Raw genomic sequence first — 17,053 nt, forward strand, 5'->3', positions numbered from 1 at the left:
GTTTGTACGATGGCCGCGGCGACCGAACGAGCCCCTGACCACCACCGGCGCACCGCGGTAGGCGAGTCGGGGCGACGTCGGCGGGGTCGTGACGCGAATGGGCCGGGGTGATGAGGACGGGCGCCTACGGGGAGACGAGGTGGACTTGTCCGGGGACGACGAGGGGGCACGTCTCGACGACCGTGTGGGGAGACCGGTGGCGGCCTACGCCGCGAATCCGCTGCTCCTCGAGGTCCACCGGGCCATCGACCTCGGTCCGGGGGCGGGCGCCCTGCCCCCGCTGCCGTTCTATGTCCCCCGCCCGCACGACCGCGAACTCGCCGCCGCCGTCGCCCGGGCGACCGCCGGGACCAGTGCCGTCGTGACGCTCGTCGGCGGGTCCTCCACGGGTAAGACCAGGGCCTGCTGGGAAGCCGTACGGGGCCTGGCGGACGACTGGCGGCTGTGGCACCCCATCAGCCCGGGCCGGAGCGAGGCGCTGCTCCAGGGCCTCGATCGGGTGGGACCCCGGACGGTGATCTGGCTGAACGAGGCCCAGCACTACGTCGGGACGGCCGACCACGGGGAAGTGGCCGCGGCCCGGCTCCGTGAACTCCTGGCCGACCCGGCGCGCGGACCGGTCCTCGTCCTGGCCACGATCTGGCCCCGCTACTGGAAGGACCTCACGGCCGAGCCCGTGGACGGGGCGGTCGATCCGCACGCGCAGGCCCGGGCCCTGCTCGTGGACAGTGGCATCGACGTCCCCGACACCTTCGGCACACGCTCACTGGCGGCCCTGCGCCGCGCCGCCGCCGAGGACCCCCGCCTCGCCCGGGCCGTCTCCGAGGCCGAGGGCACCCGCATCACCCAGTACCTGGCCGGGGTCCCCGCCCTCCTCGCGAGCTATCGAACGGCGTCGCCCGCCGTGAAGGCACTGATCCACGCCGCGATGGACGCCCGACGGCTCGGAGTGTTCGAGGAGTGGATCCCGGCGGGATTCCTCCGGGACGCGGCCCCGGGGTACCTGACCGATGTCGAATGGCTCGGGACCGGTGAGGGGGACGCCTGGCTGGACGAGGCGTTCACGGACGCGGCCACACCCTGCAAGGGGGTACTCGGCCCGCTCAGTCCCCGCAGGTCACGGTCGGCGGGGGGCGGTGGGGCCCAGGACCGGAGCCACCGGCTGGCCGACTATCTGGAACAGCTGGGCCGGGCGGAGCGAGCCACGGAGGTGCCGCCGCGGACGTTCTGGGAGGCGGCGGCCGGCCATCTGCCCGGGGACGCGCTGGCGGCGCTGGCCTGGGAGGCGAACGGACGGGGACTGCGCCGGCTCGGCGCGCGCATGCTGAAGCGCGCGCTGTCGGCGGGGGCCGCGTCCGGAGCGGCCAGGCTGGTCGACACCGTGGCGCTCGCGAGCCCCGAAACCGCCGACGAGGCGGTGGCCTGGGTCCTGCGGCACGCCAGTCTGTCCAGCTCCTTCGAGGTGTGGAGCCTGGTCAACCTTCTCCGTTCCCGGCAGGCCACCGAGTCGATCAGACGGCTGCTGGCGAGGGCGGTGGAGGAGACCTCGTTGGCTCGTGTGTCCGACATCACCGCCGTCTGGGACATGGTGCTGGATTTCGGCTACGAAGACGGTGTGGGAGTCCTGCTCGCGCGCGACTGGGCTTCCCAGGTCATGCTGGACGAGGACGATCTGTGGGACATCACCCGACTCCTCACCCGGTTGAAGGAGTCCGGCGCTGACACCGCGTTCACGACACTGGCCGACCGCGTCGCCGAGTCCGACCTCGGCGTCAGGGCCTACCTGCCCCTTTCCGTCCTCCGCGAGGCGGGAGCCGAGCGGCAGTTGGACGTGGCGGTGAGGCGGGCGTGCGACCGACTCGACCCCGCGGACACGGAGCAGGTCACGTGGCTGGTGAACGCACTGGCGGAATCGGCGAACCCCCGTCACCTCGACGCACTGCGCGGGCTCGACCTCGTCGGTGGCGCCGACATCGGCGACCCTCTCGCGGTCGGTTGGCTGCTCGGGGTGTTCCACAGGGCAGGGCTGGGGCGGCAGTTGGAGCGACTGATCGCCCGAGTGAGGACCTGTGCGGAGACGGCGCACGTGGCATGGTCGGCCCATCTCCACATGATGGCCAGGGAGTTGAACCTCGACGAGGCCGTGACCGCGCTGCTGCCGTTCCGCCTGCCGGATGACTCCTTGGATCTCACCGACCTGTCATCGCTCGGGTGGCTCCTGGACGCCGGCCGACGGCTGGGGAAGGAGTCGCAGGTGACCGAATTGATCACTCGCAGTGCCGCGAAGCCGTACGTCTGCCGTTCCGCGGACGAACTGTGGGCACTGGGGCAGACACTGACGGGCAGTGAGGAGTACACACTCGTCGCCGACGTGGCGAGCGCCGTCGCGACATGGGTACCCGTCGAGGACGCCGGCATGACGGCGTGGGCGCTGGCCGCGCTCCGCGCGGACGGCCGGGACGATGACCTGACCACCCTGCTGGCGCGCCGCCCGGCCTCGGCCGCGAGGCTCGACGACCCCGGAGCGCTGGCCCTGCTCCTCGCCGAACTGGAAGCGCTGGGGTGTGAGGAGGAGATCGCGGCACTGTGTACCCGAGGAGTGGGGTCGGCCGTCCCTGTCGGCGACCCGGCGGGCACGGCTGACCTGCTGAGGCAACTCGACCGGTGCGGCGCGGCGGACCAGGTCTCCCTCGTCGCTCGTCGGGTGGCCGACGCGGCGGACCTCACCGATCTCGGGGGCGTCCTGACCCTGCTGGGCGTCCTCGGTGAACTGCGCCACGAAACCCAGCGGACGAGGCTGGCCGAGCGGGTGGCGGCCGAGGCCGATGTCGTAGCGCCCAGTGCCGCCCACATGCTGCTGCGGTACTTCCGCGACCACGGGCTCACAGAGGCCGTTCCCCCTCTGCTGTCCCGGATCGAGACGGACGTGACCCCCGGCGCGGGGTCCGACCGGAGAGCAGAACGCCATTTCGTCATCGCGCTGCTGCGGCTCCTCGACGAGGCCGGAGCCCTCACGGCCTGCGCCGCGTTCGCTTCGAGGCTCATGGAGAGGCCCGACTTCTCATTCGTCGGGACCACGGCGGACATCGCCGCCGCCCTGCGCGACGTGGGCGCTCACGACCACGTCGCGGAACTCGCCGCCACGGCAGCGGACTCGGGGCACTTCTCGCTCGCCCTGGTGATCGATCCCGACCTCGTGGAAGCGTTCCCGTACGGCCGTGAACCGGACGGAACACCGTCGGACCCCTGGGGCTGGCACGACCTGTGACACGACGACTCTCCGTTCCGCTGACAGCGGCACGGCCGGACTGAATAATCGGCACCCGAAGGCCGCGGCTCCGCTCGAAGCACGGGAGAATCTCTGTTGCGTCCCCTGACCGACAACCCCATCAGCAACCCCGAGGACGACTCGTTCCGGTTCGGACCTTACGTCGACGTGCTGCACCATGCCGTGGAACAGGCCACGCCGCTGCCGCTGACCGTCGGAGTCTTCGGTTCCTGGGGCGCGGGGAAGTCGAGCTTCCTGCAGTTGTGGCAGCGCCGCTTCGATGCGAACCGGACCCGGACGATCTGGTTCAACCCCTGGAAGTACGACCGCAAGGTCGAGGTGTGGGCGGCCCTGCTGCACACGATCCTCTCCGAGATGGAGAAGGAGGACACGCTCAAGGACAAGGCGAAGAAGCTCGCCAGAGCCGCCACCTGGCTCTCCGTACGGGCCGGACTCGGCACGGCGGCCGCCCTCGCCACCGGTGGCATGGTCAAGGGCGAGCAGGTCGACACCATGCTGCAGGGCCTCGCCGAGGAGGACTCCGCGCAGTACCGGCAGGTCAACCGCTTCGAGTTCGACTTCGCCGAAGCCGTCAGCGAATTCGTCGGGGAGGACGGCCGGCTCGTCGTGTTCGTCGACGACCTGGACCGGTGCACGCCGGAATCGGCGATGACGGTGCTGGAGTCCTTGAAGCTCTTCTTCGCGCAGTCGCAGTGCGTTTTTGTCCTGGCGCTCGATCTCGACGTACTCGCGGCGGTCGCCACGAACAAGTTCGACGAGGCACTCAAGGGCGCCCCCTCGGACGTCGTGTCCGGCATGGCCTACCTGGACAAGATCGTCCAGCTGCCCTTCTTCCTTCCCGACGTAGAGTTCGACACGCTGCGGGAAGCGTTCGGGCCCTATCTGTCCGAACTGGCCGACGACACCTTCTTCTGGGAACTGCTGCGGCGCGGCCTCGGCGTCAACCCGCGCCGGCTCAAGCGGTACATCAACGTCTTCAACATGGCCCTGGCGGTCTTCCAGGCCCATGGGACACAGCCCCTGAGCCGGGAGTTCCGACTCCAGCTCGCGGTGCTCCTGATCATCCGCAGCCGCCACCGCGCCTTCTTCCACACGCTGACGTCGGAGCCGGAGGCGTGGCGAGCCCTGACGGTGTTCTTCGAGACCGTGCAGGGAAAGCCCACCATGCGCGGCACTCTCACCATGGAGCTCCCCGAGTACCTGCAGCCGTTCGCCGACAGCAACGAACTCCACCGCCTCCTCACCCATGGCGGTGCCGAACGCGTCCAGCCGCCGAACCGCGAAACCGTCCTCACCATGATCAGCACCCTCCGCAACGCCGCCGGACCGGACGAGCTCTAGGACGGGATCCGGCAGGCAGCGGCAGGCGCGCTCCCGGAGACGGTCGTTCGACCGGCCCCGGGAGCGTGACGACACGTCACACCGCGGTGCAGGCGGCTCCGTTGAGCGTGAACGCCGTCGGCGCCGGGTTCGTGCCGCCGCGGCCGGCTGTGAAACCGAGCGTGGCGGAGCCCGACGCGGGGATGTTCGCCGTGTACGGCGCCGAGGTGACGGTGACGTCCGGGCCGCTCTGGGCCACCGTGCCGCCCCACAGGTTGCTGACACGCTGGCTGTCCGGGAACGTCCAGCGCAGGGTCCAGCCGTTGATCGTCGAGCCACCGGTGTTGCGGATCACGATCTCGCCCTGGAAGCCGCCGGGCCACTCGCTCGTCACCCGGTAGCCGACGGAGCAGGACGCCGAGGTGCCGCCGGCCGGCGTCGTGACGCTCACCGTGCCGGAGCGCGGCGAACGGTTGCCGGCCGCGTCACGGGCGTAGACGGCGAACACGTACGACGTCGACGGCGCCAGCCCGGTGAGCGTGGCCGACGTGCCGGTGCTGGTCGTCACCGGTGTCTCCGTCGTGCCGTTGACGCGGACCACGTCGTAGCCGGTGACACCGGTCGCGTCGGTCGCGGCCGTCCAGGTCAGCCTCGCCGACGAGGAGGTCACCGCCGAGGCGGTCGGAGTGCCCGGCGTGGTCGGCGGCGTGGTGTCGCCGCCCGATGAGGCGTAGACCGCGGCCTCCTTCGAGGTGGCGGCGATGCCGTTCGGGCCCTCGAAGAGCCGCCGGCCCCAGCTCGTCAGCTGATCCGGGTCGAAGTTCGTGACCATGTCCAGGTACTCGACGCCGCCGCCGTTGCCGCTCCACGACCAGCCCAGATAGCCGAGGCCGAGCTGCTGTGCGGTGGCCAGGATGGTGTCCTCGTCGGGGTTGCCGTCCGAGTGGTCGTGCCCGAACTCGCCCACCACGACGGGGAGTTTCGCGGCGACGAAGCGGCCCAGGTAGTCGGTGATCTCGGCGGCCGTGTCGAAGACGCCGTACATGTGGACCGAGAAGACCGTGTTGGCGTCGGGGTCGGCGGCGAAGACCGACGCCGCGTTGTCGCGCATCGTGAACGCCCAGTCCTGGCCCCAGTTGGGGGCGTCCACCATGATCGTGTGGTGGAAGCCGGCGGTGCGCAGCTTCCGGATCGCCGCCTTGGTGTCGGCGGTCCAGGACAGGTAGTTGAGGTTGCCGTGCGGCTCGTTGCCGATGTTGACGATGACGTAGTCCTCCTGACCGGCCAGCGCGCTCTGCACACTGATCCAGTAGTCGGCGGCCCGCGACAGCGTGACGGCCCCGCTCTGCTCGCCGTAGCCCGTGGTGTCATGCACCTCCAGGACGCAGATGAGCCGGTTCCGCTTGCACTGCGCGACCACGTTCGCCACGTCCGCGGCGTCGTTGCGTGTCCACCGGTCACCGCTGGAGAGCACCACGCGCACCGTGTTGGCGCCCTTGGCCTTGATGTGGGACAGCGAACCGATCTGGTTGGCGTACCAGGTGTGGGCGTGGTTCACGCCCCGCATCACGAAGTCGTTGCCGTCGCGCTCCACGAGCCGGCCGTTCTGGATACGGAAACCGGTGGGCGCGGCCTGCGCGGGCGGGCCGGACACCAGCAGGGGCAGCAGCAGCCCGAGCAGGGCTGCGGCGACCGTGGCCGCGCGGCGGACGGTCGGCGTACGGGATCTCATGGCGGCTCCAGAGGTGGTGGTGGGGGGCGCGGGGGCTGGGGTGCGGGACGAGGACACCGGCCGTCATGAACCGGCGGCGCTCCTCGCCACGCAGCTGACGGTCGCCGACGGTGTCCCGGACGCCGACGGGGTCTCGGCGACGAAGCCGAAGGTGGCGCGGGCACCCGGCGCGAGCGTGCCGTTCCAGGCGGCGTTGGTGACGGTGGCCGTCCCGTCGGCCGCGGTGCTCAAGGTGCCGTTCCAGACCTGGGTGATCCGGGCCCCGCCGGCCGGTACGACGGTCGCGGTCCAGCCCGGAACGGGGGAGGCGGACGTGTTGGTCACCGTCACCTCGCCCTGGTAGCCGCCCTGCCAGACGCTGACGGCACGGAAGACCGCGGCGCACGGCCCGTCGCCGGGGTCACCCGGGTCGCCCGGGTCCCCGGAGCCCGGCTCCAGCAGCGCGCTCAGCGCCGGGTACCAGCGGGCGGCGATCTTGTCGTCGCCGGCCGCGTTCGGGTGCACCCCGTCGTAGGTGTCGGCGGCCGTGTCGAAGCCCGTCCACTGGTCGACGACGGACACCGGTGAACGGCTCGTGCCGGTCGCCCGCGCCCAGGCCGGGATCCGCGCGTTGAGGTCGACGACGCGCTGCGCGCAGCCCGTGCAACTGCCGGGGTTCATGGGGATGATCCGCGCCACGAGGATCTTCATGTCGGGGTTGGAGTCCCGCATCTGGCCGACGAGCTTGGTGTAGGCGGCGAGGATGCGGTCGGGGGAGACGCCGCTCCAGACGTCGTTGGTGCCGAAGTGCATGACAACGATGTCCGGAAGGGTCGCGGCGAGCCGGCCCGGCAGCAGGTTCTGGTCGGCCACGTGGGTGACGAGCTCGCCGCCGTGGCCCTCGTTGTCGCCGTCGTGGGCCTGCCCGCAGCCCTGGGGGCCGAGGGTGCCGACGAAGTCGATGTCCGTGTGGCCGGCGCTCCGCAGCCGGTTCCACAGCACGGCCCTCCAGCACCCGGGTGAGCCGGTGATGGAGTCGCCGAGCGGCATGATGCGCACCGGATCGGCGGACGTGTCCCGCCCCGTGGCGGCCGAGGCCGAGGGTGCGAGAGCGACCGTGAACGGGAGGAGGAGGGCGGCCAGCAGGCCGGTGAGCGGAAGGATCCGGACGGGGCAGTGGCGGGTGCTGCGCATGGTGTTCCCTTCCCTGGTGAGATGGGAGCGCTCCCAGGGGAACATGCCACTCTTGTCATTTACGCGTCAAGATGGGTGCGTCGAGTGGTCCGATTCCCTTGCGGTCAAAGGGAGTTGGCCCTCTTAGAAAACGATCACCTTTTCGATACCGTGACTCGCGTTCCTTCGTTCACTTCTGAACCATCCCCAACACCCCCCACCCCGAACGGAGTTCGCGTGACCAGACCACGTGTCCCGGCATGGACGGGCGGCGCCCTGGCCGCCGTCCTGCTCGTGACCGCCCAGAGCGGCTTATCCACCGCGGCCACTCCCACCGACCCCGCAGCCGCCCCGACGCCCGCCCCTGCCTCGCCCGCGGCGGACGGGTCCGCCTCGCTCAAGGGCGGGCGCTTCACCCTCGTCACCGGTGACGTCGTGATCGTCGGCACCGAACGGGGCGAGCCCCGCGTCGACATCCAGCCCGGCAAGGGCCGCGAGAACATAGGGTTCGTGCGGCGGGGCAGTGGCTCCGACCTCCAGGTCATCCCCATGGACGCGGCGCCGCTGGTCGCCACCGGCGAGGTCGACGACCAGCTCTTCGACCTGGGTGCCCTGCGCCGCTTCGGCTACGACGACGGGACCGCCGACGGACGCGGGCTGCCGCTGATCGTCCGGCACCGCGGCACGCGGCTGCCCGCCGCCACACGGGCCGAGGCGCTGCCCGGGACCACGGTGACGCTGGAGTCGATCGACGCCACCGCCGTCACCCTGCCCGAGGACGACGGCGGCGCCCTGTGGCGGACGCTCACCACCGCCGAGAAGGGCGCCGATCCCGAACTCCGGCCCGCCGTCGAGAAGGTGTGGCTGGACACCCCCGTCGAACTCGCCGACGCGGGGAGCGCGGCCGGCGAACCGGAGACCACCCCGGACGGCGACGTCGCCGTCTCCGACCTGGTCGGGCAGATCAACGCCAAGGGCCTCAGGGAGCGGGGCCTCGACGGCAGCGGCGTCAAGGTCGCCGTCATCGACACCGGGGTGCGCGCCACCCACCCCGACCTCCGGGAACGGGTCTCCAAGGCGGAGAACTTCATCTCCTGGGACGAGGAGAAGAGCGACATCGACGGCCACGGCACCCATGTCGCCGGGATCATCGCCGGGACGGGCGCCGCGTCCGACGGCAGATACGCCGGCGTCGCGCCCGGCGCCGAGATCCTGAGCGCCCGCGTGCTGTCCGGCCCGCTCGGCTCCGTCTCCCACATCATCGACGGCATGGAATGGGCGGCCGACGAGGGCGTCGACATCGTCAACATGTCCCTCGGCTCACGGGTGTTGAGCGACGGCACCGACCCCTGGTCGCTGGCCACCGAGGCCCTGCTGGAGCGCGGTGTGCTGCCCGTGGTGGCCGCCGGCAACAGCGGACCCCGCTCCTACACGGTCTCCCCGCCGGCCGCCGCCGAGGGCGCGCTGGCCGTGGGCGCGGCCGGCGGTGACGACGCCGTCGCGAGCTTCTCCAGCCGCGGGCCGCTCTTCGGCGACCACAGCGTCAAGCCCAACATCAAGGCCCCCGGTGTCGCCGTGACGGCGGCCCGCGCCAAGGACACCCCCATCGGCGACATCGACCCGCCCGGCCCAGAGGGCCCGGTCGACGACGCCTACACCCGGCTGTCCGGTACGTCCATGGCGTCGCCCGCCGTCGCCGGAGCCGCGGCCCTCGTGATGCAGGCCCACCCCGACTGGTCGCCCCGCCAGGTGGCCCGTGCCCTGGTGTCCAGCGCCCGGCCCAGCGCCGAGGAGAGCGTGTACGACCAGGGCTCCGGACTGGTCGACGCCGAGCGGGCGGTGGACCAGCGGGTCACGGCCACGTCGTCCGCCCTGGACTTCGGCCGGCTGTCGTGGCCCCGCTCCTCGCAGGACACCCGGCGCAAGGTGTCCTTCGCCAACGACTCCGCCGAGGACATCACCCTGGACCTCACCCTCGACGTGAAGTCCACCCGCGGGAACCTGCCCACGGGTCTGCTCGCCCTGGCCGAGGACCGGGTGACCGTCCCTGCCGGGGGCACGGCCTCCGTGGCCGTCGAGTTCCGCGACAACGGCATCCGCACGGGCGGCGCCCTCTCGGCCCTGCTGACCGCCGAGTCCGGCTCCACGGCCGTGCGCGTCCCGGTCGGCCTCAGCCTCGAACCCGAGAGCCACCAGCTCACCCTCGACCTCCGTGACCATCTCGGCGAGGGCGCCGACGGGATCTCCCTCGTGGACATCATGCCGCTGGACCGGGCCCTGGAGCCGTTCGAGGAGCCGCAGCTCGCCACCCTCTCCTCGAAGATCAGCGTCCGTGTCCCGGCCGGCACCTACGCCGTCTCGGCGTTCATCGGCCGGAGCGAGGACGACTCGTACTGGTTCGACAGCGACATCGTGCTCGCCGGTGAGCCCCGCGTGCGCGTCGACCGGGCGACCGAGCTGACGCTGGGCGGCACGGCGGCCCGCAGGCTCGCCCACAAGGTCGACAACCGCGAGGCCGAGAACATCTACCGCCAGGTCGGGGTCGCCCAGCGGCAGGCGAAGGCCCCCACGGGGGAGCGCGCCCCGCTCTCCCTCCACACCGACGTGCAGTTCCGGCACCGGGCGCCGGACTACTGGGCGGTGCCGTCCAGGACCCGCGCCAAGGGCAACCGGTACACGGCGTACTTCCGCGAGGACCTCGCCGAGGGCTACGTGTACGGAAAGGCCCCCGAGGGCGCCCCCGGCGAGGGTGAGTACGCGTACCCGACGGCCACCGGCCCGGTGTACTACCTGGCCGCCTTCCGCGAGGGCCGCGTCCCGGCCGATTTCACCGGACGGGTCAGGGACTCCCAGCTCGCGCAGACCAAAGCGCGCTACTACGCGGCCGAGCAGACCGGTGACCTCGACGGGCCCTTCCCGTTGAAGTCCAAGCTGGCCACCGCGACCGTCAAGGGCGTCCCGGTCGGCGGACGACGGGTCAACGTCCCCTCGCCCGGCACCCGTACCGAGTTCTTCACCGCGTCCAGGAACATCGCCTGGGCGCAGGAGCTGCGGGGGAGCTGGCAGAACTCGGACAGTTTCGACCCGCTGGCGCACAGGGCGCTGTTCACCCGGCCCGAGGTCTTCCGGCCCGGCCCTCGCGCCGAGTCCTGGAACCGTCCGGCGGGCGCGCCCGCGCTCGCGCCCGACGGCCGCCAGCTCACGCGGACCGGCGACACCGTCACCGTCGACCTGCCGCTGGGCGGCGACTCCGACCGACGGCACCTGTTCACCAGCGACGACCTCTACGCCACGTACTCCTACACCCTCAGCCGCGACGGGAAGGAGCTGGCCCGGAGCCGGGACGGTGCCGAGGAGTTCCCGCGGAACACCGCGCTCGCGGCCTGGGAGGTGCCGGCGGACACCGGGACCTACACCCTCAGGGCCCACGCCGACCGCACCCCGTGGAACGCCGTCAACACCGAGGTCGAGGGCGTGTGGACGTTCCGCTCGGGGCGGACCGCCGAGGGGAGGGCGGCCGCGCTGCCGCTGACCGGTGTGCGTTTCGCGCCGCCGGTCGACAGGTGGTCGCGGGCGGCGGACGGCCGTACGGCCGCCGTTCCCTTCACGATCGAGCGGACGGGTGACCAGGCGCGGGGCAGGGTGCGCGCGCTGACCGTCGAGGCGTCCTTCGACGGCGGTTCGACGTGGCGGCGGGTGCCGGTGGTCAAGAACCGGGCGCTGATAGCGCACCCGGCGCTCGCCACGCTGCCCGCCGAGCACCTCGACCGCAACGGGCACGGCTCCGTCAGCCTGAGGGTCAAGGGCTCCGACCGGGCGTCGACCTTCGAGATCACCGTGAAGAACGCGTACAAGCTCAAGTAGTCCTGACCCGGCCGACCGCCGGAGGGCCGCCGCGCACACGGGCGGTCGGCTCTCCGGCGGTGTGTCATCTGTTCGGCGCCCCCGTGCGCAGGGCGTCCATGACGAGGTCCATGAGGCGGGTGGCGCGGGCCTGCCAGTCCTCGCTCGGGCCGATCTGCCAGAGCCCGGCGATGGCGAGGAAGAAGTCGTCCGCGGTCACCCCGGGCCTGATGGTCCCGGCTTCCTCGGCCGCGCGCAGCAGGACGTCGGCGGCCGCGAGCACCGGGGCGGGGCCCGGTCTGCCGGGGCTTCCCGGAGCGCCCGCGGCCTGCCGGATCGCGTCCGCGAGGCCGACCTTGGTGAGGGCGAACCCGGCCAGGCGGTCCATCCACTCCCGCAGGGCCCGGTCCGGCGCGTGGGCCGCGAGCAGTTCGGCCGCGCTGTCGGCGACCTGCCGCATCTCGTGCCGGTAGAGCTCCAGGACCAGGGCCTCGCGGTTCGGGAAGTGGCGGTAGAACGTGCCCTGGCCGACCCCCGCCTTCTTGGCGATGGTGCTCAGGGGAACGTCCGCGGCCCGGGTGAGCTCCTCCAGTGCGACGGCCAGGATGCGCTCGCGGTTCCGCCGTGCGTCGGAGCGCAGAGGCGCGTCCTTCTCCTCTGCCACGAGTCCTCCTCGCCCGGCCTCTGGCCGGAATGTGCGCTTGCCGATCCGGACAGCTGTCCGTTACGTTGTCCGGGTAGACGGACACCTGTCCGCTTGGCTCATCCTAGCGCCGCCGCGCGCCGCGCCCCCCAAGACCTTCATGTCCTCGCACATCTGTGCCTGCCGGAGCCGTCCCCTGGCCCGCTCCGGATACGCGAAAGAAGGCTGTTCATGTCCTCAGCCCCATCCTCGACGTACAGCGCCGTCACCCTGACCGTCAACGGCGAGAAGCACACGCTGACCGTCGACCACCGCACCACTCTGCTCGACGCCCTGCGCGAGCGCCTCGATCTGACCGGGACCAAGAAGGGCTGCGACCAGGGCCAGTGCGGCGCCTGCACCGTCCTCGTCGACGGGCGCAGGAACGTCTCCTGCCTCCAGTTGGCGGTGGCGGCCGAGGGACGTGAGATCACCACCATCGAGGGAGTGGCCGACGGCGACCGGCTGCACCCGGTGCAGGAGGCGTTCCTCGAACTGGACGGCTACCAGTGCGGTTACTGCACCCCCGGCCAGATCTGCTCCGCGATGGCGGTGATCGAGGAGCACGCGGCGGGCTGGCCCAGCGCCGCCACCGACGACGTACGCCCCGAGGCCGGGCCACCACCCCTCACACCGGAGGAGATCCGGGAGCGCATGAGCGGCAACCTGTGCCGCTGCGGCGCGTACGTGTCCATCGTTGACGCCGTCGCCCGTGCCGCCGCCGACCGTACGGCCGCCAAGGAGGCCGTCGCGTGAAGGACTTCGACTACCGGCGCGCCCACGACGTCCCCGGCGCCCTCGCCCTGCTCGACGCCGACCCGGACGCACGCTTCCTCGGCGGCGGCACCAACCTCGTCGACCTGATGAAGACCGGCGTGGAACGGCCGGCCCGCCTCGTCGATGTCCGCGACCTCCCACTGGACCGCATCGAGTCCGCCGCCGACGGCGGCCTGCGGATCGGCGCGACCGTCACCAACAGCGACCTCGCCGCCCACCCCGAGGTGCGCCGCCGCTACCCGGCGCTGACGCAGGCCGTCCTCGCGGGTGCCTCCGGGCAGCTGCGCAACATGGCCACCGTCGGCGGCAATCTGCTCCAGCGCACCCGCTGCGGCTATTTCGCCGACATCACCAAACCCTGCAACAAGCGCGTCCCCGGCAGCGGTTGCCCCGCCATCGAGGGCGAGCACCACAACCACGCCGTCCTGGGCGCCAGCGAGCACTGCGTGGCCACCCACCCCTCCGACATGGGCGTGGCGCTGACGGCCTTCGACGCCGTCGTGTCCTACGAGACCCCGGACGGACCGGGCGAGCTGCCGCTCGCGGACTTCTACCTGCCGGTCGGCGACACCCCGCACAGGGAGACGGCCCTGCCGCCCGGCGCGCTGATCACCGGCGTCACCCTGCCGGTCTCGCCCGTCGCAGCCCGCTCCCGCTACCGCAAGGTGCGCGAACGCGCCTCGTACGCCTTCGCCATCGGCTCGATCGCCGCCGCCCTCGACGTCCGGGACGGCGTCGTGCACGACGTGCGCCTGGCGTTCGGCGCCGTCGCCTCCCGGCCCTGGCGGGCCCGTACCGCCGAACGCGTCCTGACCGGCGCGAGGGCCGACGCCGAGACCTTCGCCGCCGCCGCGGACGCCGAACTGGCCGCCGCCCGGCCGCTGCCGCACAACGCCTACAAGGTGACCCTGATGCGGAACCTCGTCGTGGCCGAACTGACCCGACTCACCGAGGAGGCCGCCCGATGACCACCGCCCCCGCCGCCCGCCGGGGCGCCGTCGGCACCGCCCACACCCGCGTCGAGGGCCGCGACAAGGTCACCGGAGCCGCCCGCTACGCGGCCGAGATCCCCTTCACGGGACTCACCCACGGCTGGCTGGTGCTCTCCACCGTAGCCCGGGGCCGGATCCGCGCAATCGACACCGATCCCGTGCTCGCGATGCCCGGCGTCCTGGCCGTCCTGCACCACGGCAACGCCCCGCGCGTCGAGACCGACTACCCCGGCCTCCTGGGCACCGAGCCGGACCCGACCACCGCCGTCTTCCAGCACGACCGGGTGCCCCATCTGGGCTGGCCGGTGGCGCTGGTCGTGGCCGAGACCTCCGAGCAGGCCAGGGAGGCCGCCGAGTCGCTCGTCGTGCACTACGACCAGGAGCCGCACGACATCGCGTTCACCGCCGACCACCCGCGGGCGTACCCCGCGGCCGGCTTCGAACCCGCCGTCATGGAGAAGGGCGACCTGGAGGCCGAACTCGCCGCCTCCGCCGTGGTCGTGGACGCCGAGTACACCACCCCCGAGGAGCACCACAACCCGATGGAGCCCCACGCGGCGACGGCCCGCTGGGAGGACGGCCGACTGGACGTCGTCGACTCCAACCAGAGCACCATGTGGGTGGCCGGGGAGCTCGCCGGCCTCTTCTCGCTCGACCCGTCCGCCGTGCGCGTGCGCTCGGAGCACGTGGGCGGCGGCTTCGGCAGCAAGGGCGCACGCGCCCACCAGGTGGCCGCCGTGATGGCCGCGACGGCCCTCCAGCGCCCCGTCCGGGTCGCCATGACCCGCCGCCAGATGTTCTCCCTCGCCGGCTACCGCAGCCCCACCTCCCAGCGGGTCAGGCTCGGCGCCGACGCGGACGGACGGCTGCGCGCCCTGGAACACCGTTCCTTGAACCTCACCTCCACGGTGCACGAGTTCATCGAGCCGGGCAGCGGGCCGTCGCGCGTGATGTACGACGCCGACGCCCACCACACCGTCAACAGCGTCGTTCGCCTCGACGTCGGGACCCCGACCTGGATGCGCGCGCCGGGCGAGGCGCCGGGCTCGTTCGCGCTGGAGTCCGCGTTCGACGAACTCGCCGAGAAGCTCGGCGTCGACCCGATCGACCTGCGTCTGCGCAACGAGCCCGAGCGCGGTCCCGCGTCGGGCCTGCCGTTCGCCGGCCGCAACCTGGCCGCGTGCTTCCGCGAGGGCGCCCGCCGGTTCGGCTGGGCCGACCGCGACCCGCGTCCCGGTGTCCGCCGCGACGGACGCTGGCTGCTCGGCACCGGCACGGCGGGGGCCTCCTTCGCCGCGGGCGCCGGGCCCTCCACGGCGGCCGTCACAGCGGAGGCGGACGGCACCTTCACCGTGCGGATCAACGCGGCGGACATCGGCACCGGTGCGCGCACCGCGCTCACCCTGGTCGCCGCCGACGCGCTGGACGTCGCGCCGGACCGCGTCCGGGTGCGGATCGGCGACAGCGACTTCGGCCCGGCCATGATCGCCGGCGGCTCCATGGGCACCCGCTCCTGGTCCTGGGCGATCAACCTCGCTGCCGCCGAACTGCGGGAGCGGCTCACCCCGGGCGGCACCGTACCGCCCGAGGGCATCACCGTCCGCTCGGACACCACCGCCGCCCTCGGTGCCCTCGCGCAGAAGGAACGGCACTCCTATGGCGCCCAGTTCGCCGAGGTCGCCGTCGACACCGCCACCGGGGAGGTCCGCGTCCGCCGTATGCTCGGCGTCTTCGCGGCCGGGCGGATCGTCAACCCGCTCACCGCGCGCGGCCAGCTCACCGGCGGCATGATCTGGGGCCTCTCCATGGCCCTGCACGAGGAGGCGGTACGGGACCGGGCCACGGGCGGCCACTACGGCGCCGACCTGGCCTCCTACCACGTGGCCGCGCACGCCGACGTGCCCGCCGTCGAGGCGCACTGGGTGGACGACCCCGACCCGGACGACCCCGTCGGGATCAAGGGCATCGGGGAGGTCGGCATCGTCGGGGCCGCCGCGGCCGTCGCCAACGCCGTCTGGCACGCGACCGGCGTACGCCAGCGCCACCTGCCCATCCGGCCCGACCGGGTCCTCCTCGCGGGAGCGCCGGATGCTTGACCTCGCCGGCGAACTGCGCCACTGGGCCGAGGAGGGACGGGACTTCGCCGTCGCCACCGTCGTCTCCGTCAGCGGCAGCGCGCCCCGGGGGCCCGGCGCCGCGCTCGCCGTCGACAGCGAGGGCACGGCCATCGGCTCCGTCTCCGGCGGGTGCGTGGAGGGCGCGGTGTACGAGCTGTGCCGACAGGCCCTCGCGGACGGCAGGACGGTCCTCGAACGGTTCGGGTACAGCGACGAGGACGCCTTCGCCGTCGGTCTGACCTGCGGCGGGGTGATCGACGTCCTGGTCACCCCGGTCACCGCGGGGACCCCGGTGGTCCGGTCGGCGCTCGCGGCCGTCGCCGGGGGCGGCCCCGCCGCCTTCGTCCGGGTCGCGCGGGGCCCGGCCGAACTCCTCGGCAGCGCCCTGCTCGTACGGCCCGACGGCACCCACGAGGGCGGGCTCGGCGGCCACCCCGAGCTGGACCGGACGGCCGTGGCCGAGGCACGGGCGATGCTGGACTCCGGCCGCACCGGCACCGTCGACCTGTCCCCGGACGGTTCGCACTGCCCCGGCGGGCTCACCCTGCTCGTGGAGTCGTCGGTACCGCCGCCCCGGATGATCGTGTTCGGCGCGATCGACTTCGCCTCCGCGCTGGTCCGCGCGGGCAAGTTCCTCGGCTACCACGTGACCGTGTGCGACGCCCGTCCCGTCTTCGCCACCAGGGCCCGCTTCCCGGAGGCCGACGAGATCGTGGTGGACTGGCCGCACCGCTACCTCGGGCGCACCGGGACCGACGCGCGCACCGTCCTGTGCGTGCTGACGCACGACGCCAAGTTCGACGTGCCCCTGCTGAGGACGGCGCTGCGGATGCCGGTCGCGTACGTCGGCGCGATGGGCTCCCGGCGCACGCACGCCGACCGGGAGCGCCGGTTGCGCGAAGTGGGCCTGAGCGGGCGGGAGCTGGCCCGGCTCAGATCCCCGATCGGGCTGGATCTGGGGGCCCGTACGCCCGAGGAGACCGCCCTGTCCATCGCGGCGGAGATCGTCGCCACCCGGCGCGGCGGCACCGGTGTTCCGCTGACCGGGTCGGGCACCCCGATCCACCGGGCGGCGGCGGGGGAGCGGGAGGCCGCGGCGGCCTGAGCGGGCGGGGCGGCCACCGGTGTTCGCACCGGAAGGGTGCCCCA

At 72.7% G+C, this 17,053-nt stretch carries 10 protein-coding genes; 7 read left to right on the forward strand and 3 right to left on the reverse strand.

Features of this window, described 5'->3' with window-relative positions; all coding sequences use genetic code 11:
• Positions 1-139 precede the first annotated feature (139 nt).
• Together ACZ4Z2_RS15180 and ACZ4Z2_RS15185 are read left to right on the forward strand one after the other, a co-directional pair.
• Positions 140-3,268 (forward strand): hypothetical protein, encoded by a 3,129-nt coding sequence (locus ACZ4Z2_RS15180; protein ID WP_468076022.1) that lies wholly within the window; start codon positions 140-142, stop codon positions 3,266-3,268.
• Between the two features lie 96 nt (positions 3,269-3,364).
• Positions 3,365-4,630, forward strand: a complete 1,266-nt coding sequence (locus ACZ4Z2_RS15185; protein WP_468076024.1) for a KAP family P-loop NTPase fold protein — start codon at positions 3,365-3,367, stop codon at positions 4,628-4,630.
• A 76-nt stretch (positions 4,631-4,706) separates the two neighbouring features.
• Here the strand turns inward: ACZ4Z2_RS15185 and ACZ4Z2_RS15190 are convergent, their stop codons facing one another.
• Complete coding sequence (locus tag ACZ4Z2_RS15190; protein ID WP_468076026.1) at positions 4,707-6,341, reverse strand: cellulase family glycosylhydrolase; 1,635 nt, start codon at positions 6,339-6,341, stop codon at positions 4,707-4,709.
• Between the two features lie 63 nt (positions 6,342-6,404).
• Positions 6,405-7,514: a GDSL-type esterase/lipase family protein gene (locus ACZ4Z2_RS15195; RefSeq protein ID WP_468076028.1), complete on the reverse strand. Its 1,110-nt coding sequence runs from the start codon at positions 7,512-7,514 to the stop codon at positions 6,405-6,407.
• A gap of 216 nt (positions 7,515-7,730) precedes the next feature.
• On the opposite strand from ACZ4Z2_RS15195, the gene ACZ4Z2_RS15200 reads away from it, so the two are divergent.
• Complete coding sequence (locus tag ACZ4Z2_RS15200; RefSeq protein WP_468076030.1) at positions 7,731-11,357, forward strand: S8 family serine peptidase; 3,627 nt, start codon at positions 7,731-7,733, stop codon at positions 11,355-11,357.
• 64 nt (positions 11,358-11,421) lie between these two features.
• On the opposite strand, the gene ACZ4Z2_RS15205 is transcribed toward ACZ4Z2_RS15200, so the two are convergent.
• The gene (locus ACZ4Z2_RS15205; RefSeq protein WP_468076032.1) at positions 11,422-12,000 is read right to left on the reverse strand and encodes a TetR/AcrR family transcriptional regulator; all 579 of its coding nucleotides are present in this window, start codon (positions 11,998-12,000) and stop codon (positions 11,422-11,424) included.
• A 210-nt stretch (positions 12,001-12,210) separates the two neighbouring features.
• On the opposite strand from ACZ4Z2_RS15205, the gene ACZ4Z2_RS15210 reads away from it, so the two are divergent.
• From ACZ4Z2_RS15210 to ACZ4Z2_RS15225, 4 genes are read left to right on the forward strand one after another with little or no spacing between them, the layout of a single operon-like run.
• Positions 12,211-12,774 (forward strand): 2Fe-2S iron-sulfur cluster-binding protein, encoded by a 564-nt coding sequence (locus ACZ4Z2_RS15210; protein WP_468076034.1) that lies wholly within the window; start codon positions 12,211-12,213, stop codon positions 12,772-12,774.
• Entirely contained in the window at positions 12,771-13,763 is a 993-nt protein-coding gene (locus ACZ4Z2_RS15215) for an FAD binding domain-containing protein (protein ID WP_468076036.1), read from the forward strand. The genes ACZ4Z2_RS15210 and ACZ4Z2_RS15215 overlap by 4 nt, the downstream gene beginning before the upstream one ends.
• Positions 13,760-15,883: a xanthine dehydrogenase family protein molybdopterin-binding subunit gene (locus tag ACZ4Z2_RS15220; RefSeq protein WP_468076038.1), complete on the forward strand. Its 2,124-nt coding sequence runs from the start codon at positions 13,760-13,762 to the stop codon at positions 15,881-15,883. Before ACZ4Z2_RS15215 ends, ACZ4Z2_RS15220 begins: the two co-directional genes overlap by 4 nt.
• The gene (locus tag ACZ4Z2_RS15225; RefSeq protein WP_468076040.1) at positions 15,876-17,009 is read left to right on the forward strand and encodes an XdhC family protein; all 1,134 of its coding nucleotides are present in this window, start codon (positions 15,876-15,878) and stop codon (positions 17,007-17,009) included. Before ACZ4Z2_RS15220 ends, ACZ4Z2_RS15225 begins: the two co-directional genes overlap by 8 nt.
• Positions 17,010-17,053 lie beyond the last annotated feature (44 nt).

The organism is Streptomyces sp. NPDC030183 (assembly GCF_055573455.1).